We start from the raw sequence: 17877 nt of genomic DNA on the forward strand, positions 1-17877 counted from the left end.
GTCAGTGCACCAGAATGGCGGCCTGAGTGAACAGATGCACGCAGAGATCGCTCAACTGGACGATCATCCATTTCCCGGCAATCCCCAATACTGCCAGCGTGACAATCAGCCTGGGTAAAAAGCTGAGGGTCTGTTCGTTAATCTGCGTCACCGCCTGGAAAATGCTGACCAACAGGCCGACCAACAGGCTGGGCACGACCAGCACGCAGACCAGGATAATCACGACTTTTATGCCGCTGGCGACAATATCGGCTGCTACATCAATCGTTAACATAATTATCCCAGCCCCAGACCGCGAATACTGGAGGTGAGCGTCCCGACGGTCAGCGCCCAGCCATCGATCAGCACGAAGAGCATCAGCTTAAAGGGCAAAGAAACGATCAACGGCGACAGCATCATCATGCCCATTGCCATCAACACGCTGGCGACGATCAGGTCGATCACCAGGAACGGAATGTAAATCATGAAGCCTATCTGAAAGGCCGTTTTCAGCTCGCTCAGGACATAGGCGGGAACCACAATGGAGAGATCCTGATCTGCCGCGTTACCGTGCGCATTGGCGATGGTCATGATCTGCGCAATGGCTTTTTTGTTGGTCTGCGCCAACATAAAGCGTTTTAGCGGTGATGCGGCGGTGCTTAGCGCGTCAGAAAGCGTAATCTGGTCGTTTTCAAAAGGCACCACGGCATGATCGTAGATGTTGATCCAGATGGGCCGCATTACCAGCATGGTTAACGACAGTGCGATGCCAATCAGGATGCGGTTGGGCGGCGTTTGCTGCAGCCCCAGCGCCTGACGTAGCAACGAGAGGACAATAATAAAACGGGTAAAACAGGTCATCATCAGCACCAGCGTAGGCAGAATGCCCACCAGCGTCATCAGTAGCAGAACCTGAATCTTGACGCTGTATTCCTGGCTATTACCGTGTGAAATCACATTCAGCAACGGGATATCTCCCCCTTGCGCACAGGCAAAGGGAGAAAGGATGAGCAACGAGATACCCAGTACCAGAGTGAAGGTAGGTGCGCGTTTCATGGGGCCAGATCGTTGATTTCATGCGTGTTGAATTCAAGGACCCGCAGGCCATATTTTTCATTCACTACCACCACTTCGGCCTTACCCAGCAGGATATTATTCACTTTAATATCCAGCGGCTCCCCTGCGAGTTTGTCCATCTCAATGACGGTGTCATCATCAATGTTCAGCAGGTCAGACAGCATGATCTCTACCGAGGAGACTTCCAGCGTTAACGTTACCGGAATACGCTTGAGGAGGGTCATGGATTCGGAAAAACGATCTTCTAACCGCGTCACCAGTGTTTCGGTGACCGACACCGCAGACGCAGTGGTGGCTTCCGGGGTTAACTCGAAGCCTTGCTCTAAAATATCTTGTTGCTTACTCATAGGATTTCTCAGTCTTACTCGTTAACTCGGACAAAAACAGTTTGTCTTTATCTTCGACGATCAGGGCGTTAAATAATTCGGACTTCCCGATATAAACCGGGAACGTATCTGGCATCGCAATGGGTAAAATATCTCCCGGCTTAATGGTCGTCAGGTCGGCAACATTGAGCGGGATCTCGGCTATCTTCACGTTCATGGTCAGCGGCAGCGTATTAATAATCTCTTTGATCAGCGTTTTTTTACGCGCTTGGGCGTGGGGTTTATCAACCAGCTTTTTTTTATCACCGTGTTCACTACGACGAATCAAATTCAAAATATAATCAGTATGTGAATCATCGAGTAAGATCCTGAAACTGGCGTTCTCATCATCGCCTAGTATAAATATCAGTTGATAAGCCCAGTGGGTCTGGACGGTGCTGCTGTCGGGTTTAAGCGTGAGTGGGATACCGGATATGTTTTTATTAAAAATGATATTACAGGTATCAAGTGCCAGCCGACTTTTCAACCGGGTTTCGGTTTTGGTGGGTAAATCTTCTGATGACTTTTCGTCAATCATTGATGACGTCAGACCATAGAAGTTACCTAGCAGCATTAACAATAATGTGCGGTCAATATCAAATGCCAAATGGCCAACTTGCGAAATTAATAACTCAGCACTCTTGTTAATAACATCCATCTCGCAGTGTATCTTCTTGAGTGTTATATTTGTGCGGTGTTTCTTCAGGAAATAGTTTCCGAGATGTGATTCAATTGTATCAAAATTACCCGTAAACATAGTCGGCAGACGATGATATGGACGCCCAAGCCGGTTTCCTTCAAGCTTAAAGATTCCGGGTGTTTGACTATATTTCAGCATGGTACACGTTCTCAGCCGTAATTTTGTTGGTGGATGAATAAATATCACATCCCGACGTTATCAAAGAAAATACAAATCCATTTAATTTTTTGAGCATCCTTGACGCTATTCTCTTTTGTTGGGGACCATGACCTATAAAATGAGGTGCATGGGAACATCGATAATCTCGGGCTGGATATTAAATATTCTGCCCCTCTCTTCTGCAAGTTATTAATGATGTGGTTCTATAATTAAAAAATTATTAATCATATAACTGTGACATTCTCACCAGTTAGCGGCAGCGCTATAAATGCCTTTCTCATGCTTAATTTCTACACGCAAATCATTGTAACTCATTGTTTTTAAATAAATAATATTTTTATTATCTTTTAATTTAAGATTGTTAACAGCACCAGTGGTAATCTTTTTTTAGGAAAAAACCTATTTGAAAATAGTCTTCGAAGGGGCTGCCATGTGGAAGGGCAGTAAAACATGAACAGGGACTGGATGAAAAACATGGCACGGGCGATATCTATTATTCGATAATGTGCTCGCTTTGGAATAATTTGTATATTTCTCGTTATGGATGTTAACTTTACTTCTAAGTGTAAAATAATCATGTTTGAACTTATTGCCGAAGCAACCTCCAGCATCAATGCATTTGCACTAGCTAAGCGTATTGCTGCTTTTAATGTTCCTGTCCTTGTTCATGGTGAAACGGGGACGGGTAAAGAATGTGTTGCGAAATTTATACATTCTATTGCATTTGCACAGGACTCTCAGGCGCCTTATATCGGCGTTAACTGTGCTGCTATTCCTGAAAATATGCTCGAAGCTACGTTATTTGGTTATGACAAAGGTGCATTTACCGGGGCCGTCGCGACCGTACCGGGAAAAATGGAATTAGCCAATAATGGCACTTTGCTGCTCGACGAAATCGGCGACATGCCGTTAGCACTACAGGCGAAGATTTTGCGTGTTTTGCAGGAACAACAGGTTGAACGTCTGGGCAGTAATCGTTTAATTAAACTTAACTTCCGCCTTATTGCCTGCACCAATAAAAATCTTGAAGCCGAAGTTGCCGCAGGACGTTTCAGAGAAGATCTCTATTATCGCATGTCGGTTATCCCGGTGACGATGCCGCCGCTGCGCGAGCGGATGGAAGACATTATTCCTCTGGCTGAATCCTTTATCAAAAAATACTCCACGGTACTGGCGAAGAATATCAAACTCTCGGAGTCATCGCGGCGAGCATTACTCAGCTACGCCTGGCCGGGCAATGTACGCCAGCTCGAAAATGCCATTCAACGTGGCATGATTTTGAATCGAGATGGCGTAATTTATCCCGATACCTTAGGGCTTCCGTCTGTGGGATCCGATTCCTGGAGCGAGCCTGAATGGCAACCTAAGCCCAGTCCGCAAATAAGCGAAGGCGATAATTTGGGCCAGCATGGCCGCAGCGCGCAATATCAGTATATCGCTGACTTGATGCGCAAATATCAGGGCAATAAAACCAAAATTGCGGATTTACTAGGCATTACCCCACGTGCGCTTCGTTATCGTCTGGCGTCAATGAGAAAACAGGGAATCGAAATCTTCTCCTGAATCCGTTGGTCGTGCAGCGAGCACTTTTTTCATTTTAAGAGTAGGTCATGAGCATAAATATCCTAGCCCCAGCCAGTACGATGCAGACGCAAATGATGCAGGACATGCAGCAGATGAAGGAGGTCGCGCAGTCGCCCATCCTCTCGCCGATGCAGATTAACCGTGTTGGTGCGCAGTCGGCATCATCTCAGGTCTCCTTTGGCCAGATTATGCAAGGGGCGCTGAATCATGTTGATCAATATCAGCAGGTCGCCGAGCAACAACAAACGGCCGTTGAGATGGGCAAAAGCGATGATCTGGCGGGGGCAATGATCGCCAGCCAACAGGCATCGCTGTCGTTCTCCGCGCTGGTTCAGGTCAGAAATAAAGTCGCTTCTGGATTCAATGACCTGATGAGCATGTCAGTCTAACGCTATGAATGAATTAATAAAAAAAATAACGCAATCCTTCCCGGCCGTGTCGTTCAAACTGGACGGCAATAAGCGCTGGGCGTTACTGGCAGCAGCGGCCATTGCGGCTACGGCGATAATTGTCAGCGTGCTGTGGAATGGGAATCACGGCTACGTTTCGCTGTACGGTCGACAGGAAAACCTGCCGGTATCCCAGATAGTCACCGTACTGGATGGCGAAAAGCTGGAATACCGTATCGATCCGCAAAGTGGGCAGATTCTGGTTCCTGACGATGCGCTGTCCAAAACGCGAATGACCCTTGCCGCCAAAGGTGTGCAGGCGATGTTGCCCAGCGGCTACGAGCTGATGGACAAAGACGAAGTGCTGGGCAGCAGCCAATTTGTGCAGAACATCCGCTTACCTGGAATTTCAACAGCTGGAAGGGGCCGAAACGCTGGCCAGCCTGGATGAGTTACTGAATGGCGACCTGCCAATTGCACCGCTTGAAGGGCGGGGGCTGGAAGAACAATTTGTGACGCAAGAGATGCTGAGCTATGCCCTCGGTCAACTCAGTGAAAAAGAGGGCCTCGTGCTCTCCATGTATTACCAACACGATATGAATTTAAAAGAGATTGCGCTGGTGTTAGGCGTAACTGAAGCCAGAATTTGTCAAATGAATAAAAAAATCACGCACAAAATTCGTGATTGTTTATATCAAGATTAACAATTTCGAATTGAAATGCGGAGAAGTGAATGCAAAAGATTTTAGGTTTGTTGGTGGTTATTGGCTGTGTTTTTGGCGGCTATTTTGAAGCGGGTGGACAATTAATTGCCATCTGGCAGCCTGCTGAAATTGTTATTATTCTCGGCGCCGGATTTGGTGCCATGATTATCGGCAACCCGAAGCACGTGCTGAAAGAGATCGGCCATCAGTTGAAAGGTGTCCTCAGCAAGAAACAGCTGGGGCCAGAGTTTCAGCGCCAACTATTAATGTGCCTGTTTGAACTGCTGGAGCTGGTACAAAACGGCGGCTTACGCATGTTGGATCAGCACATTGAAAAACCGGCTGAAAGTACCATTTTCCAAAAGTACCCGCTGGTGCTGACTCAAGAGCGACTGGTGACCTTTATCGCTGATAACTTCCGCCTGATGGCAATGGGCAAAATTGACGCCCACGAACTGGAAGGGATCCTCGATCAGGAACTGGATACCGTAGAAGAAGAGCTGTTGACACCGTCTCGTTCATTACAGCGTACGGCTGAAGCTATGCCGGGATTCGGTATTTGCGCCGCGGTACTTGGCATCATTATTACCATGCAATCTATTGATGGTTCCATTGCACTGATCGGCCTGAAAGTAGCAGCGGCGCTGGTAGGGACCTTCCTGGGGGTATTTATCTGCTACTGCCTGATGGATCCGCTGGCGAACTCGATGGAGCAACAGGCGCGTGCGGAACATTCTCTGCTGGAATGTGTGCGTACTGTGCTGGTGGCGCATGCTGGCGGTAAGCCAACGCTGCTGGCGGTGGATGCAGGACGTAAACTTCTGCATCTGGCATCTAAACCAACGTTTGCCAATCTGGACGCGTGGGTGAATGCGATGCTGGAGCAGGAATAAGCATGAGGAAGGCGCCAAATCGTCGCGACCGTGGTGCGAAGACCACCATTATTCGGCGACAAATTAAAAAGAATCATGCAGGTCATCATGGCGGTGCGTGGAAGGTGGCATTTGCCGACTTTACGCTGGCGATGATGGCGCTGTTTATGACGCTGTGGATTGTCAACAGCGTCAGTAAATCCGATCGAGAAAATATCGTTGCGGCGCTGCACGGCCAGTCCATCTTCAACGGGGGAGGGCTCGCACCGTTAAATAAAATTGGCAAACAGCCGATTGCACCGGGGGCCAGCAGTAAAAATGTCACTCGCAGCAAGTCAGATAAACAAGCGCTACCGCAGGAAACGGCTAAAGTGACGGAAGAAACGGCCAAAAAAGTCATGGATGTGAATGAGAAGACGGCGTTGCTGAAGAAAAAGTCCGCGACTGAACTGGGAGAGCTGGCGACTAACATCAACACCATCGCTCGCAATGCGCATATGGAAACTAACCTGGAGATGGAGATCGTCCCTCAAGGGTTACGCGTGCTGATTAAAGATGACCAGAACCGCAATATGTTTGAACGCGGTAGCGCGCGGATCATGCCTTTCTTCCGATCGTTACTGGTTGAACTGGCACCGGTTTTTGACACGCTGGACAATAAGATCATCATCACCGGTCACACGGATGCGATGGGCTATAAAAATAATATTTATAACAACTGGAATCTGTCTGGTGACAGGGCGCTCTCTGCCCGACGTGTGCTGGAAGAAGCGGGGATGCCGCAGGATAAAGTCATGCAGGTCAGCGCCATGGCGGACCAGATGCTGCTGGATGCGAAAAATCCAGAGAGCGCGGGTAACCGCCGCATTGAGATTATGGTGTTGACGCAAAGTGCGTCCGACACGCTGTATCAATACTTTGGTCAGCACGGCGAGAAGGTCGTGCAGCCGTTGGTGGATAAGCTGGATAAACAAAAGCAGGTGACTTCCTTACGTCAACCCCCCGTTGTTGTGCCTCATTAATTCTGTTCTCTCGTCCCCCACGCAACGTGGGGGCATATTATTGCTAAGGAAGGTAATGTGATAGCTGTAACTCAAATTATTCCACTGAATATTCAATCAGATAATGTTACAGATGTGGCCTGTCAGGGCGCGCATTTCGATAATGTATCAGGGATCTGGTACACCGAGCCTGATGGGCTAAAGGAGGGGCTTTTGGACTATGCCTACACTATGGATAGTTACAACATCATCGCGCCCTACTATCTGGTCATTACCTCAAAGATGCACTGCTGGAACTGCCATCAAATCACCGGAATCCATGGGGTTATGTTTACCCGTTATATTAAAAAAATACAGGATGGTGAAGGCTGGCTGTCCGTCAGGCGGAATACGTTTCTGTTCCATATTAATGCGCTGCCAGAAGAGATAATGAAGAACATCAAGGCCAGCAATTACTACCTGGATAAGAGTAAAACCACCGGACTACGCTACTGGATGAACCATTGTGAAATTTGCGGCGAGCGTTTGGGAGACTATGAACTTTTCTGCGTTGAAAATGATGCCTTTCGCCGGATGACCATTGAAAATCTGCTTAAGGCGAATGTGCGAAAAGTGAATAAGCTGTTTGTCAGTACGGCGGGTAACCCTGCAGAGCATGCGTCAAAAGAGGTTGTGCGTTATCTGTGTGATGCCCGTTTCGTCATGAATGGACCCGCAGTACCGTAATACGTGTTCAGACTTCTCATTACATAAAGATACTGTATACTTAAACAGTGTTATGGGAGGGGCGATGCGTAAAATTATACATGTCGATATGGACTGCTTTTTCGCGGCGGTGGAAATGCGTGATAACCCCGCGCTGCGTGATATCCCGATCGCTATCGGTGGCAGCCGTGAACGCCGGGGGGTGATCAGCACCGCCAATTACCCGGCGCGGAAATTTGGCGTACGCAGCGCGATGCCCACGGGGATGGCGCTAAAACTGTGCCCGCATCTCACCTTATTACCCGGTCGTTATGAGGCGTATAAAGAAGCGTCTCGCCAGATTCAGGCGATCTTCGCACGCTACACCTCGCTTATCGAACCCCTTTCGCTGGATGAAGCCTATCTGGACGTCACCGACAGCACGCACTGTCACGGATCGGCCACACTGATTGCCCAGCAAATTCGCCAGACGATTTTTGACGAGCTACAGCTCACCGCCTCCGCGGGGATTGCACCGGTCAAGTTTCTGGCCAAGATCGCCTCCGATCTCAATAAGCCCAACGGGCAATATGTGATCACACCGGATGATGTGCCGGAATTTATCAGAACGCTCCCGCTGGGGAAAATCCCCGGCGTCGGCAAAGTTTCCGCCGCCAAGCTGGAATCCATGGGATTACGTACCTGTGAAGATGTACAACAGTGCGACCTGGCGATATTGCTTAAGCGTTTTGGTAAATTTGGTCGCGTGCTGTGGGAGCGCAGCCAGGGTATTGACGAGCGGGATGTGAATAACGACAGAATGCGCAAATCCGTCGGTGTTGAACGCACGCTGGCAGAGGATATTCATGAGTGGTCAGAATGTGAGGCGATTATCGAGCGGCTTTATCCGGAGCTGGAGCGGCGTCTGGCAAAGGTAAAACCGGATTTATGTATTGCTCGCCAGGGCATTAAATTAAAGTTTAATGACTTTCAGCAGACCACTCAGGAGCACGTCTGGCCGCGCTTAAGTAAAGACGATTTGATTACCACGGCGCGCAAAACCTGGGATGAGCGTCGGGGAGGACGTGGGGTCAGGCTGGTGGGATTACACGTCACGCTGCTGGATCCACAGCTGGAAAGGCAGTTGGTACTGGGGCTTTGAGTTGGATGTATTGCCGGATAGCGGCATAAATACCTTATCCGGCTTACCTACGCGATCGTAGGCCGGATAAGCAGCAGCGCCATCCGGCATTTATTGCAGGGACTTACTTCGCCGGAATAGACTTCAGCAGTTCAGTCAGCAGCGTCCAGTAATGGCCAACGCTTTCGATATGAACCTGCTCATCCGGGGAGTGCGGACCTGTGATGGTTGGCCCGATGGAAACCATGTCCATTTCCGGATACGGCTTCTTAAACAGACCGCATTCCAGACCCGCGTGGATAATCTGGATGTTTGGCGTCTTGTTGAACAGACGCTGATAGGTTTCGCGCACCAGGTGCATGACCGGCGAGTTCGCGTCCGGCTGCCAGCCCGGATACGCACCTTTGGCTTCGGTTTTAGCGCCTGCCAGCTTGCCCAGAGAATCCAGCATGCTTACCACATAGTCTTTACCGCTGTCGATCAGCGAGCGAACCAGGCAGTGAATCTGCACGTTGTCGTCAGTCATGGTGACAACACCGACGTTCAGGGAGGTTTCCACCACGCCTTTTGCCACGTCTGAATTGCGGATCACGCCGTTTGGTGTCGCGTTCAGCAGACGAACAAAGGTATCGCGGGACTGAGCGGTCAGTGCGGCTTTGTCGTTAGAGACGGTATCCAGCAGCAGTGCCAGATTTTTCTCTTTTGCTGCCAGCTCGTTTTTCAGGATTTCCTGATAAGTGCTGACCAGCGCTTTTAACGCATCGACTTTATCTGCGGCAACAGCAAGGGTAGCAAAGGCTTCACGTGGGATCGCGTTACGCAGCGTACCACCGTTGAAATCAACCAGACGCAGATCCAGTTCTTCAGCGTGGCCAGCCAGGAAGCGTACCAGCAGCTTGTTGGCATTACCGAGGCCAACATGGATTTCGCCGCCGGAGTGGCCGCCTTTCAGGCCTTTCAGCGTCAGCTTAAAGGTCTGGAAACCTGCAGGAATGGCTTCACGAGACAGCGGCAGATTGGCGGTGAAGTCGATTCCCCCCGCGCAACCCATGTAGATCTCACCTTCTTCTTCGGAGTCGGTGTTGATCAGAATATCTGCCTGCAGCCAGTTAGCCTGCAGACCAAACGCACCGTCCATGCCCGCTTCTTCGGTCATGGTCAGCAGAACTTCCAGCGGGCCGTGAACCACGCTGTCATCCGCCAGAACGGCCAGCGCAGAGGCCATACCGATACCGTTATCCGCACCCAGCGTGGTGCCACGGGCTTTCACCCATTCGCCGTCAATATAAGGCTGGATCGGATCTTTGGTGAAGTCGTGAACGGTATCGTTGTTTTTTTGCGGCACCATATCCAGGTGCGCCTGCAGAACAACCGGCTTGCGGTTTTCCATTCCTGCGGTAGCGGGTTTGCGAATCAGGATATTACCCACCTGATCGCGCTCGACGTGGAAACCTTTCTCTTGGGCCCAACTCAGAATATGTTCAGCGAGTTGCTCTTCATGGTAGGACGGATGAGGAATAGAACAGATTTTGGCAAAAATATCCCACAGCGGCTGCGGGGATAATTGAGACAGTTCAGACACGTTGAGTCTCCTTGGCGATGCCCTGCAAAATTGACTTACAGGCCACGGGGTTAGCAGAATTAAAAACACCACAAGTCAGGCTTGCGCGATGCAATTGAGAATACCACTTTCTCTGCTCACGGCTAGCAAAAAGCATGCAAAAAGAGGCCTGGATTCCGCTTAACACTGGTTTTTAGCGCGTCAGATCTCTATAATCTCGCGCAACCTATTTCCCCCTCGAACACTTTTTAAGCCGTAGATAAACAGGCTGGGACAACTTCACATGAGCGAAAAATACGTCGTCACCTGGGACATGTTGCAGATCCATGCACGTAAACTGGCAAGCCGCTTGATGCCTTCTGAACAATGGAAAGGCATCATTGCCGTTAGCCGTGGTGGTCTGGTGCCAGGCGCGCTGCTGGCGCGTGAATTGGGTATTCGTCATGTCGATACCGTATGCATCTCCAGCTACGATCACGACAATCAGCGCGAACTGACCGTTCTGAAACGTGCCGAAGGTGACGGTGAAGGTTTCATCGTAATCGATGACCTGGTTGACACCGGTGGTACCGCGGTTGCGATTCGCGAAATGTACCCTAAAGCGCATTTCGTCACCATCTTCGCTAAACCGGCAGGCCGTCCGCTGGTGAATGATTATGTTGTTGATATCCCTCAGGATACCTGGATCGAGCAGCCGTGGGATATGGGCGTCGTGTTCGTCCCGCCGATTTCAGGCCGCTAATCTAAATCGTTTTCAACGCCTGGCTATGCCGGGCGTTGTTCTTTTTGTGCCGTGTCAGGTTACACTATGCCTTAGTGAGTACTCATGGAGGCCGTAATTATGTCACAGGCTAACCTCAGCGAAGTCCTGTTTAAACCCCGCTTCAAACACCCTGAAACGTCAACGCTGGTTCGTCGATTTAATCACGGCGCGCAGCCGTCTGTGCAATCTGCCCTGGATGGCACAACCATCCCGCACTGGTACCGCATGGTGAATCGCCTGATGTGGATCTGGCGCGGCGTCGATCCGCGCGAAATCCTTGAGGTGCAGGCGCGTATCGTCATGAGCGAAGCAGAGCGCACGGATAAAGAGCTCTATGACACGGTTATTGGCTATCGTGGCGGGAACTGGATCTACGAGTGGGCGAAGCAGGCAATGGACTGGCAACAGAAGGCCATGGCAGAACAGGACCCACAAATTAGCGGACGCCACTGGCTGCACGCCTCTACGCTGTACAATATTGCGGCGTATCCGCATCTGAAAGGCGACGAGCTGGCTGAACAGGCGCAGGCTCTGGCGAATCGCGCGTATGAAGAGGCGGCTCAGCGCTTGCCCGGTAAGCTGCGCGAACTGGAATTCACGGTTCCCGGCGGTGCGCCGATCACCGGTTTTTTGCATATGCCAAAAGGTGACGGCCCGTTCCCGACGGTGCTGATGTGCGGGGGGCTGGATTCCATGCAAACGGATTACTACACCCTGTATGAACGCTATTTTGCCCCGCGTGGTATTGCCATGCTGACGCTGGACATGCCCTCGGTCGGTTTTTCGTCGAAATGGAAACTGACCCAGGATTCCAGCCTGCTGCATCAGCACGTATTAAAAGCACTGCCCAACATTCCCTGGGTCGATCACACCCGCGTGGCGGCATTTGGTTTTCGCTTTGGCGCCAACGTGGCGGTACGTTTGGCGTATCTCGAATCTTCGCGCCTGAAAGCGGTGGCGTGTCTGGGGCCGGTAGTGCATGCGCTGCTCAGCGACCCGCAGCGGCAGGCAAGCGTCCCGGAAATGTATCTTGATGTACTGGCCAGCCGTCTGGGTATGCACGACGCCTCCGATGACGCGCTGCGTGTCGAGCTCAATCGCTATTCATTAAAGGTACAAGGCCTGCTGGGCCGACGTTGTCCAACGCCGATGCTGTCGGGCTTCTGGAAAAACGATCCGTTTAGTCCGGAAGAGGAGTCTCGCTTAATCACATCGTCATCTTCTGACGGTAAGCTGATGGAGATCCCGTTCAACCCGGTGTATCGCAATTTTGATAAAGCGCTGCAAGAAATAACCGGATGGATCAATCAGAGATTGTGTTAATAGATTGCTAAATTTTATTGATTTGGTAAAACAGTTGCTTCACCTAAGGAGATCGCAATGACGTTACCGAGTGGACACCCGAAAAGCAGATTGATCAAGAAATTCACCGCGCTTGGCCCCTACATCCGGGAAGGGCAGTGCGAAGATAATCGATTTTTTTTCGATTGTCTGGCTGTTTGCGTCAACGTGAAACCCGCGCCGGAGAAGCGTGAATTCTGGGGCTGGTGGATGGAGTTAGAAGCACAGGAAAAACGCTTCACGTACAGCTACCAGTTTGGTTTGTTTGATCAAGACGGCAACTGGACCGCCGTGCCCATCAAAGAGACTGAAGTGGTAGATCGACTGGAGTACACCTTACGTGAGTTCCATGAAAAATTGCGTGGGTTGCTAACGTCGCTGAATCTGGCGCTGGAACCTGCGGACGACTTTAAAGATCAGCCGGTTAAATTAACGGCATAGTGAACAGCAAAATGCCGGATGGCGGCGCAACCCCATCCGGCATTTTTTATGTTAGATCAGAACTGGTAGGTCATCCCCACTGCGACGATATCATCATTGTTGATGGCCAGCTTATTATCGCTATCCAACTGGTTGATTTTATAATCAACAAATGCTGACATATTCTTGTTGAAATAATAGGTCGCGCCAACGTCGATATAATTCACCAGATCTTCATTACCGATACCTTCAATATCTTTGCCTTTCGACAGCACATATCCCAGGGACGGACGCAGACCAAAATCAAACTGGTACTGAACCACTGCTTCGACGTTCTGTGTTTTATTGGCGAAACCACCGGATATAGGCGTCATTTTGCGCGTTTCAGAGTACATCGTGGCAATATAAATATCGTTGGCATCGTATTTTAAACCGGTTGCCCAGGCTTCGGCTTTATCGCCCGCGCCACGGTTTTGCAGATTCTGCTGATTGGTACGATCGGAATTGGTATAGGCGCCGCTGATGGCGAAATCGCTGCCGCCAAAGTCATAGGTCACCGACGTACCAAAACCGTCGCCATTCTGTTTTTTCACATCGCGGTCTTCGTTTTTACCCTGGTATTGCAAGGTGAGATCCAGGCCATCAACGACGCCGAAGAAGTCGGTGTTACGGTACGTCGCCAGACCGCTGGCGCGTTTGGTCATGAAGTTATCGGTCTGCGCGGAAGAGTCCCCGCCGAACTCCGGGAACATATCGGTCCACGCTTCAACGTCGTACAGCGCACCCAGGTTACGACCGTAGTCGAAGGAACCGAGGTTTTTCAATTTCAGACCCGCGAAGGCCAGACGTGTTTTTTGCTGGTTAGAATCGCTTTCAGCTTTATTGCCTGCGAACTCTGCTTCCCAACGACCATAACCGGTCAGCTGATCGTTAATTTGAGTTTCGCCTTTAAAACCAAAACGGATATAGCTTTGGTCGCCGTCTTTGCTGTCATTATCGGTCATGTAGTGCATGGCTTTAACTTTGCCGTACACATCCAGTTTATTTCCGTTCTTATTATACACTTCCGCTGCCTGTACGGATGCCGATGCCATAATACCCATCACCACTAATGCCAGAGTGCTCTTTTTCATTTTCATTCCTGATTTAAAGTACGCGCGAATATTTACTGGGTGTGTTCCCCGTTCAAAGACAGGAGGGTTTTTAACGTCTGGCAATGAACGTTTTATGACAAAGTAAGAATATTTTTAAAAAAGAATGTTTATTTGTTTCTGTCATAAAAACGTCAAAACTTGCCGCTACGCTTGCTGATCCTGCGCAATAAAATTTCATGCTTTGTGCGCTGGCTGTTGGCAACCGGGGCCAGTCCTGCTAAAACGTTCGTTTGATATCATTTCCCCAATCTTGAATGGCAGAGAATCATGAGTGACAGCCAGACGCTGGTGGTAAAACTTGGCACCAGTGTGCTAACGGGCGGATCGCGCCGCCTGAACCGTGCCCACATCGTAGAACTGGTCCGCCAGTGCGCGCAGCTCCATGCCGCAGGGCATCGCATTGTTATTGTTACATCGGGCGCGATTGCCGCCGGGCGTGAGCATCTTGGTTACCCTGAACTCCCGGCAACGATCGCCTCTAAACAGCTGCTGGCGGCGGTAGGGCAGAGCCGACTGATTCAACTCTGGGAACAGCTGTTCTCCATTTATGGCATTCATGTCGGGCAGATGCTGCTGACGCGTGCGGATATGGAAGACAGAGAACGTTTCCTTAACGCTCGCGACACGTTACGTGCGCTGCTGGATAACAACATCGTTCCTGTCATCAATGAGAACGACGCGGTGGCAACCGCCGAAATCAAAGTCGGTGATAACGACAACCTGTCGGCGCTGGCGGCGATTCTGGCCGGGGCCGATAAGCTGCTGCTGCTCACCGATCAGCAGGGCCTGTTCACCGCTGACCCGCGTACCAATCCGCAGGCTGAGCTGATTAAAGATGTCTACGGGATTGATGACGCGCTGCGGTCTATCGCCGGAGACAGCGTCTCTGGCCTCGGCACCGGCGGTATGGGCACCAAACTGCAGGCGGCAGACGTGGCCTGCCGCGCCGGTATCGACACCATTATTGCCGCAGGCAGCAAGCCTGGCGTGATTGGTGATGTAATGGAAGGCGTGTCCGTGGGGACGCGTTTTCATGCTCAGGCTTCTCCGCTGGAGAACCGCAAACGCTGGATCTTCGGCGCACCGCCCGCCGGGGAAATCACCGTCGATGAAGGCGCAACCTCAGCCATTCTGGAACGCGGCAGTTCGTTATTGCCCAAAGGCATTAAAAGCGTGACAGGCAACTTCTCTCGTGGTGAAGTGATTCGTATCTGCAATCTTGAAGGGCGCGATATTGCCCACGGCGTCACTCGCTATAACAGCGACGCGCTGCGCCGTATTGCCGGACACCACTCTCAACAGATTGACGCGATCCTCGGCTATGAATATGGCCCGGTTGCCGTCCATCGCGATGACATGATCACCCGTTAAGGAGCAGGCATATGCTGGAACAAATGGGCATTGCTGCCAAAGCAGCGTCGTATAAGCTGGCGCTACTCTCCAGCCGCGAAAAAAACCGCGTGCTGGAAAAGATTGCCGATGAACTGGAAGCACAAACCGAAAGCATCCTCAGCGCTAACGCACAAGACGTTGAGCAGGCACGGGAAAACGGTCTGAGTGAAGCAATGCTTGACCGTCTGGCGCTGACCCCGGCACGTTTGAAAGCCATCGCCGACGACGTACGTCAGGTGTGCAACCTCGCCGACCCGGTCGGGCAGGTGATTGACGGCGGTCTGCTGGATAGCGGCCTGCGTCTGGAGCGTCGTCGCGTCCCGCTGGGCGTGATTGGCGTGATTTATGAAGCGCGTCCTAACGTCACCGTTGATGTCGCCTCCCTGTGCCTGAAAACCGGCAATGCGGCGATCCTGCGCGGGGGCAAAGAGACGTACCGGACAAATGCGGCAACCGTGGCAGTGATTCAGCAGGCGCTGGAGGCCTGTGGCTTACCGGCGGCCGCCGTGCAGTCGATTGATAATCCGGACCGCGCACTGGTCAGCGAAATGCTGCGCATGGATAAGTACATCGATATGCTGATCCCGCGCGGCGGCGCAGGCCTGCACAAACTGTGTCGCGAGCAGTCGACTATTCCGGTGATCACTGGCGGTATTGGTGTTTGTCATATCTATGTGGATGAAAGCGCAGATATCATCGCCGCACTCCGGATTATCGTTAACGCCAAAACCCAACGCCCGAGCACCTGTAATACCGTCGAGACGCTGCTGGTGCACCAGAATATCGCCGGACGCTTCCTGCCCGTGCTGAGCCAGCAGATGGCGCAAAGCGGCGTCACGCTGCATGCTGATGAGGCCGCGCTGACTCAATTGCAGGCCGGTCCGGCCAACGTGGTGGCGGTAAAAGCACAAGAGTACGACGATGAGTTTCTGTCGCTGGATCTGAACGTAAAAATTGTCAGCGACCTGGATGAGGCCATCGGCCATATTCGCGAACATGGCACCCAGCATTCCGACGCGATCCTGACGCGCGATATGCACAACGCCAACCGCTTCGTTAACGAGGTGGATTCGTCTGCGGTGTACGTTAACGCCTCCACCCGTTTTACCGACGGCGGCCAGTTTGGATTGGGTGCGGAAGTGGCAGTCAGTACGCAGAAATTACACGCACGCGGACCGATGGGGCTGGAAGCACTGACCACATACAAGTGGATCGGCTTCGGTGACGACACGATTCGTGCGTAATTGAAACCGGGTGATGCAAAAATAGGCGTTTGATTCGCAAGGCCATTGACGCGTCGCCCGGTTAGTTTTAACCTTCTACCCCGTGTTCACAATCGTGGGCATGTCTTTATCAGTGCCGATATAGCTCAGTTGGTAGAGCAGCGCATTCGTAATGCGAAGGTCGTAGGTTCGACTCCTATTATCGGCACCAAGAAATCAAATAGTTACGTAGTGTCTTATCTTTTTCCCACCAAAAATTATTTTCATGTAACTGCTGATGTAAGTAAATTCTATCAACGAAGATCAATCTTATCTACTGACCAAAAAGGCCGGATAGGGCTTCACTCGCTATACCTCCGTGGCTGCAGGTTTAGTTGTCCATGTCTACACCACTCCTAAATTCAATGTGTTGGCAATGTGTTCAATAAAGCTTGAACAAATTAGCTCATTATGATCGGTTAATACTTCACCTTCTGGTTGCATGATGGTTTGTCCGTAAAAGATAACGCGCCAGCCGGGTAGCAGCAGGCGCATTACGCAATAGGTAAACAAGGGAGGAAGTTCAGAAATGTAAATCGGGAAGGTTGTACGCAATGTTCATCGTACTACGTTGCTACGGCTTTGCTGCAACAAGCCAGTTGCCTGCCGCGCTCGCAGAATATCGACAGCCTGAAGATAAGGCGATTGTTCCTGCCAGTTAAATCCCTTCCTGTCGATACGCACCAGTTCGTATTTTTCCACCAGAAAATTCACGGCATCAGCCAGCGAGATCCCGGCATCGATATGTTCCTGTATAACACGTTCCTCACTGAACGGTGTGTCGTTGAGGGTGAGACCATAGTGCTGTTCCAGCAGGCGTGTCAGTAGCATTTGCCAGACAGCCACGGGTGACAGGCAGGGCTTCACCGCCCGCTGAGTTGTTGCAGGTAAAGTTTTCATGTTTACTCTCGTGAAGGTAATTAACGCTGAGTGGGGTAAATGGCGATGTATACGTAGCCGCAACTGCCAAGAGTATCGGCTTCGCAGGTGAAACCGTTGTGGTACAGGGTGACGCAGTGGGCGTGTTGGGGACTGAGTTCACCGGTGGTTAGCATCGACTCCATCTGGCGGATAAAGTGCGGGCATGTTTCATCCAGCTTCCGGCATTCGGTGTCACTGAACCTGCCGGTGATGCTGGCCCTGTCAGCCAGATAGTGCAGTCGGTTACCCTCCTGCACCAGACGGGCTCCCAGGCGCGGGGTGATAGCCCGCTGCAGGCCCCAGTTGATGTGGGTCATGGCGGCTCTCCTTTTATTGTCAGTTCAGGGTAATACTCATTAGGCAGGCATAAGGCCCGTTACGGTCCTGGCGGCGTTCGGCGTATACCGC

19 protein-coding genes, 1 tRNA gene and 3 pseudogenes are annotated in these 17877 nt (G+C 51.1%); 14 read left to right on the top strand and 9 right to left on the bottom strand.

The window, feature by feature from the left end; translation table 11 throughout:
• Position 1: 1 nt before the first annotated feature.
• Genes FDW88_RS19645 through FDW88_RS19660 form a run of 4 tightly spaced genes read right to left on the bottom strand, consistent with a single transcriptional unit; the run spans position 2 to position 2259 of the window.
• Positions 2-274 (bottom strand): flagellar biosynthetic protein FliQ, encoded by a 273-nt coding sequence (locus FDW88_RS19645; RefSeq protein WP_117342007.1) that lies wholly within the window; start codon positions 272-274, stop codon positions 2-4.
• 2 nt (positions 275-276) lie between these two features.
• Positions 277-1035 carry a flagellar type III secretion system pore protein FliP gene (gene fliP / locus FDW88_RS19650; RefSeq protein WP_117342008.1) on the bottom strand — a complete coding sequence of 253 codons (759 nt, stop codon included), beginning with the start codon at positions 1033-1035 and terminating at the stop codon, positions 277-279.
• Positions 1032-1403: a FliM/FliN family flagellar motor switch protein gene (locus FDW88_RS19655; protein WP_117342009.1), complete on the bottom strand. Its 372-nt coding sequence runs from the start codon at positions 1401-1403 to the stop codon at positions 1032-1034. The genes fliP and FDW88_RS19655 overlap by 4 nt, the downstream gene beginning before the upstream one ends.
• Positions 1396-2259 (bottom strand): FliM/FliN family flagellar motor switch protein, encoded by an 864-nt coding sequence (locus FDW88_RS19660; RefSeq protein WP_117342010.1) that lies wholly within the window; start codon positions 2257-2259, stop codon positions 1396-1398. The genes FDW88_RS19655 and FDW88_RS19660 overlap by 8 nt, the downstream gene beginning before the upstream one ends.
• A 597-nt stretch (positions 2260-2856) precedes the next feature.
• Here FDW88_RS19660 and FDW88_RS19665 point away from each other — a divergent pair.
• From FDW88_RS19665 to dinB, 8 genes and pseudogenes are all read left to right on the top strand, one after another.
• The gene (locus FDW88_RS19665) at positions 2857-3843 is read left to right on the top strand and encodes a sigma-54-dependent Fis family transcriptional regulator (RefSeq protein ID WP_117342011.1); all 987 of its coding nucleotides are present in this window, start codon (positions 2857-2859) and stop codon (positions 3841-3843) included.
• Between the two features lie 47 nt (positions 3844-3890).
• Complete coding sequence (locus FDW88_RS19670; protein WP_117342012.1) at positions 3891-4253, top strand: flagellar hook-basal body complex protein FliE; 363 nt, start codon at positions 3891-3893, stop codon at positions 4251-4253.
• Positions 4254-4257: 4 nt separating this feature from the next.
• Positions 4258-4655 (top strand): annotated as a pseudogene (gene fliF / locus FDW88_RS22505) (flagellar M-ring protein FliF); the annotation flags it as partial.
• Positions 4652-4957 (top strand): annotated as a pseudogene (locus tag FDW88_RS22870) (sigma factor-like helix-turn-helix DNA-binding protein); the annotation flags it as partial. The pseudogenes fliF and FDW88_RS22870, both read left to right, overlap by 4 nt.
• A 29-nt stretch (positions 4958-4986) precedes the next feature.
• Positions 4987-5850: a flagellar motor stator protein MotA gene (motA, locus tag FDW88_RS19685; RefSeq protein ID WP_117342047.1), complete on the top strand. Its 864-nt coding sequence runs from the start codon at positions 4987-4989 to the stop codon at positions 5848-5850.
• Positions 5851-5852: 2 nt separating this feature from the next.
• Complete coding sequence (lafU, locus tag FDW88_RS19690) at positions 5853-6851, top strand: putative lateral flagellar export/assembly protein LafU (protein WP_135912521.1); 999 nt, start codon at positions 5853-5855, stop codon at positions 6849-6851.
• 57 nt (positions 6852-6908) lie between these two features.
• Positions 6909-7556 carry a DNA primase gene (locus FDW88_RS19695; protein ID WP_137363207.1) on the top strand — a complete coding sequence of 216 codons (648 nt, stop codon included), beginning with the start codon at positions 6909-6911 and terminating at the stop codon, positions 7554-7556.
• Between the two features lie 64 nt (positions 7557-7620).
• A complete protein-coding gene (gene dinB / locus FDW88_RS19700; RefSeq protein ID WP_137363208.1) occupies positions 7621-8676 on the top strand; it encodes a DNA polymerase IV in 1056 nt (351 codons plus the stop codon).
• A gap of 103 nt (positions 8677-8779) precedes the next feature.
• Here the strand turns inward: dinB and pepD are convergent, their stop codons facing one another.
• On the bottom strand, positions 8780-10237 hold the full coding sequence (pepD, locus tag FDW88_RS19705; RefSeq protein ID WP_117342051.1) for a cytosol nonspecific dipeptidase: 1458 nt from the start codon (positions 10235-10237) through the stop codon (positions 8780-8782).
• A gap of 262 nt (positions 10238-10499) precedes the next feature.
• Between pepD and gpt the strand changes: the two genes are divergently transcribed.
• From gpt to crl, 3 genes are all read left to right on the top strand, one after another.
• Entirely contained in the window at positions 10500-10958 is a 459-nt protein-coding gene (gpt, locus tag FDW88_RS19710; protein ID WP_115259349.1) for a xanthine phosphoribosyltransferase, read from the top strand.
• A gap of 99 nt (positions 10959-11057) precedes the next feature.
• Positions 11058-12302 carry an esterase FrsA gene (gene frsA, locus FDW88_RS19715; protein WP_115259348.1) on the top strand — a complete coding sequence of 415 codons (1245 nt, stop codon included), beginning with the start codon at positions 11058-11060 and terminating at the stop codon, positions 12300-12302.
• Between the two features lie 57 nt (positions 12303-12359).
• Positions 12360-12761, top strand: coding sequence for a sigma factor-binding protein Crl (gene crl, locus FDW88_RS19720; protein ID WP_096758190.1), 402 nt, complete (start codon positions 12360-12362; stop codon positions 12759-12761).
• Positions 12762-12817: 56 nt separating this feature from the next.
• On the opposite strand, the gene phoE is transcribed toward crl, so the two are convergent.
• Entirely contained in the window at positions 12818-13873 is a 1056-nt protein-coding gene (gene phoE / locus FDW88_RS19725; protein ID WP_117342053.1) for a phosphoporin PhoE, read from the bottom strand.
• A 288-nt stretch (positions 13874-14161) separates the two neighbouring features.
• On the opposite strand from phoE, the gene proB reads away from it, so the two are divergent.
• The 3 genes from proB (at position 14162) to FDW88_RS19740 (ending at position 16720) form a co-directional block, all read left to right on the top strand.
• The gene (gene proB / locus FDW88_RS19730; protein WP_096758188.1) at positions 14162-15265 is read left to right on the top strand and encodes a glutamate 5-kinase; all 1104 of its coding nucleotides are present in this window, start codon (positions 14162-14164) and stop codon (positions 15263-15265) included.
• Positions 15266-15276: 11 nt separating this feature from the next.
• Positions 15277-16530, top strand: coding sequence for a glutamate-5-semialdehyde dehydrogenase (gene proA, locus FDW88_RS19735; protein WP_096758187.1), 1254 nt, complete (start codon positions 15277-15279; stop codon positions 16528-16530).
• A gap of 114 nt (positions 16531-16644) precedes the next feature.
• A tRNA-Thr gene (locus FDW88_RS19740) sits at positions 16645-16720 on the top strand.
• A 386-nt stretch (positions 16721-17106) separates the two neighbouring features.
• On the opposite strand, the gene FDW88_RS19745 is transcribed toward FDW88_RS19740, so the two are convergent.
• From FDW88_RS19745 to FDW88_RS19755, 3 genes and pseudogenes are all read right to left on the bottom strand, one after another.
• Positions 17107-17448 (bottom strand): TA system toxin CbtA family protein, encoded by a 342-nt coding sequence (locus FDW88_RS19745; protein WP_007777710.1) that lies wholly within the window; start codon positions 17446-17448, stop codon positions 17107-17109.
• Between the two features lie 20 nt (positions 17449-17468).
• Entirely contained in the window at positions 17469-17786 is a 318-nt protein-coding gene (locus FDW88_RS19750; protein ID WP_101700290.1) for a type IV toxin-antitoxin system YeeU family antitoxin, read from the bottom strand.
• A gap of 19 nt (positions 17787-17805) precedes the next feature.
• Positions 17806-17877, bottom strand: a pseudogene (locus tag FDW88_RS19755) (DUF987 domain-containing protein); the annotation flags it as partial.

Origin of the sequence: Citrobacter sp. wls829 (genome assembly GCF_005280825.1) — a bacterium.
In the GTDB taxonomy this organism is placed as follows: domain Bacteria; phylum Pseudomonadota; class Gammaproteobacteria; order Enterobacterales; family Enterobacteriaceae; genus Citrobacter; species Citrobacter gillenii.

Coding starts and splice junctions, on each gene's coding strand:
- FDW88_RS19645 (WP_117342007.1), bottom strand. CDS start 274: ATGTTAACGATTGATGTAGCAGCCGATATTGTCGCCAGCGGCATAAAA.
- fliP (WP_117342008.1), bottom strand. CDS start 1,035: ATGAAACGCGCACCTACCTTCACTCTGGTACTGGGTATCTCGTTGCTC.
- FDW88_RS19655 (WP_117342009.1), bottom strand. CDS start 1,403: ATGAGTAAGCAACAAGATATTTTAGAGCAAGGCTTCGAGTTAACCCCG.
- FDW88_RS19660 (WP_117342010.1), bottom strand. CDS start 2,259: ATGCTGAAATATAGTCAAACACCCGGAATCTTTAAGCTTGAAGGAAAC.
- FDW88_RS19665 (WP_117342011.1), top strand. CDS start 2,857: ATGTTTGAACTTATTGCCGAAGCAACCTCCAGCATCAATGCATTTGCA.
- FDW88_RS19670 (WP_117342012.1), top strand. CDS start 3,891: ATGAGCATAAATATCCTAGCCCCAGCCAGTACGATGCAGACGCAAATG.
- motA (WP_117342047.1), top strand. CDS start 4,987: ATGCAAAAGATTTTAGGTTTGTTGGTGGTTATTGGCTGTGTTTTTGGC.
- lafU (WP_135912521.1), top strand. CDS start 5,853: ATGAGGAAGGCGCCAAATCGTCGCGACCGTGGTGCGAAGACCACCATT.
- dinB (WP_137363208.1), top strand. CDS start 7,621: ATGCGTAAAATTATACATGTCGATATGGACTGCTTTTTCGCGGCGGTG.
- gpt (WP_115259349.1), top strand. CDS start 10,500: ATGAGCGAAAAATACGTCGTCACCTGGGACATGTTGCAGATCCATGCA.
- frsA (WP_115259348.1), top strand. CDS start 11,058: ATGTCACAGGCTAACCTCAGCGAAGTCCTGTTTAAACCCCGCTTCAAA.
- crl (WP_096758190.1), top strand. CDS start 12,360: ATGACGTTACCGAGTGGACACCCGAAAAGCAGATTGATCAAGAAATTC.
- phoE (WP_117342053.1), bottom strand. CDS start 13,873: ATGAAAAAGAGCACTCTGGCATTAGTGGTGATGGGTATTATGGCATCG.
- proB (WP_096758188.1), top strand. CDS start 14,162: ATGAGTGACAGCCAGACGCTGGTGGTAAAACTTGGCACCAGTGTGCTA.
- proA (WP_096758187.1), top strand. CDS start 15,277: ATGCTGGAACAAATGGGCATTGCTGCCAAAGCAGCGTCGTATAAGCTG.
- FDW88_RS19745 (WP_007777710.1), bottom strand. CDS start 17,448: ATGAAAACTTTACCTGCAACAACTCAGCGGGCGGTGAAGCCCTGCCTG.
- FDW88_RS19750 (WP_101700290.1), bottom strand. CDS start 17,786: ATGACCCACATCAACTGGGGCCTGCAGCGGGCTATCACCCCGCGCCTG.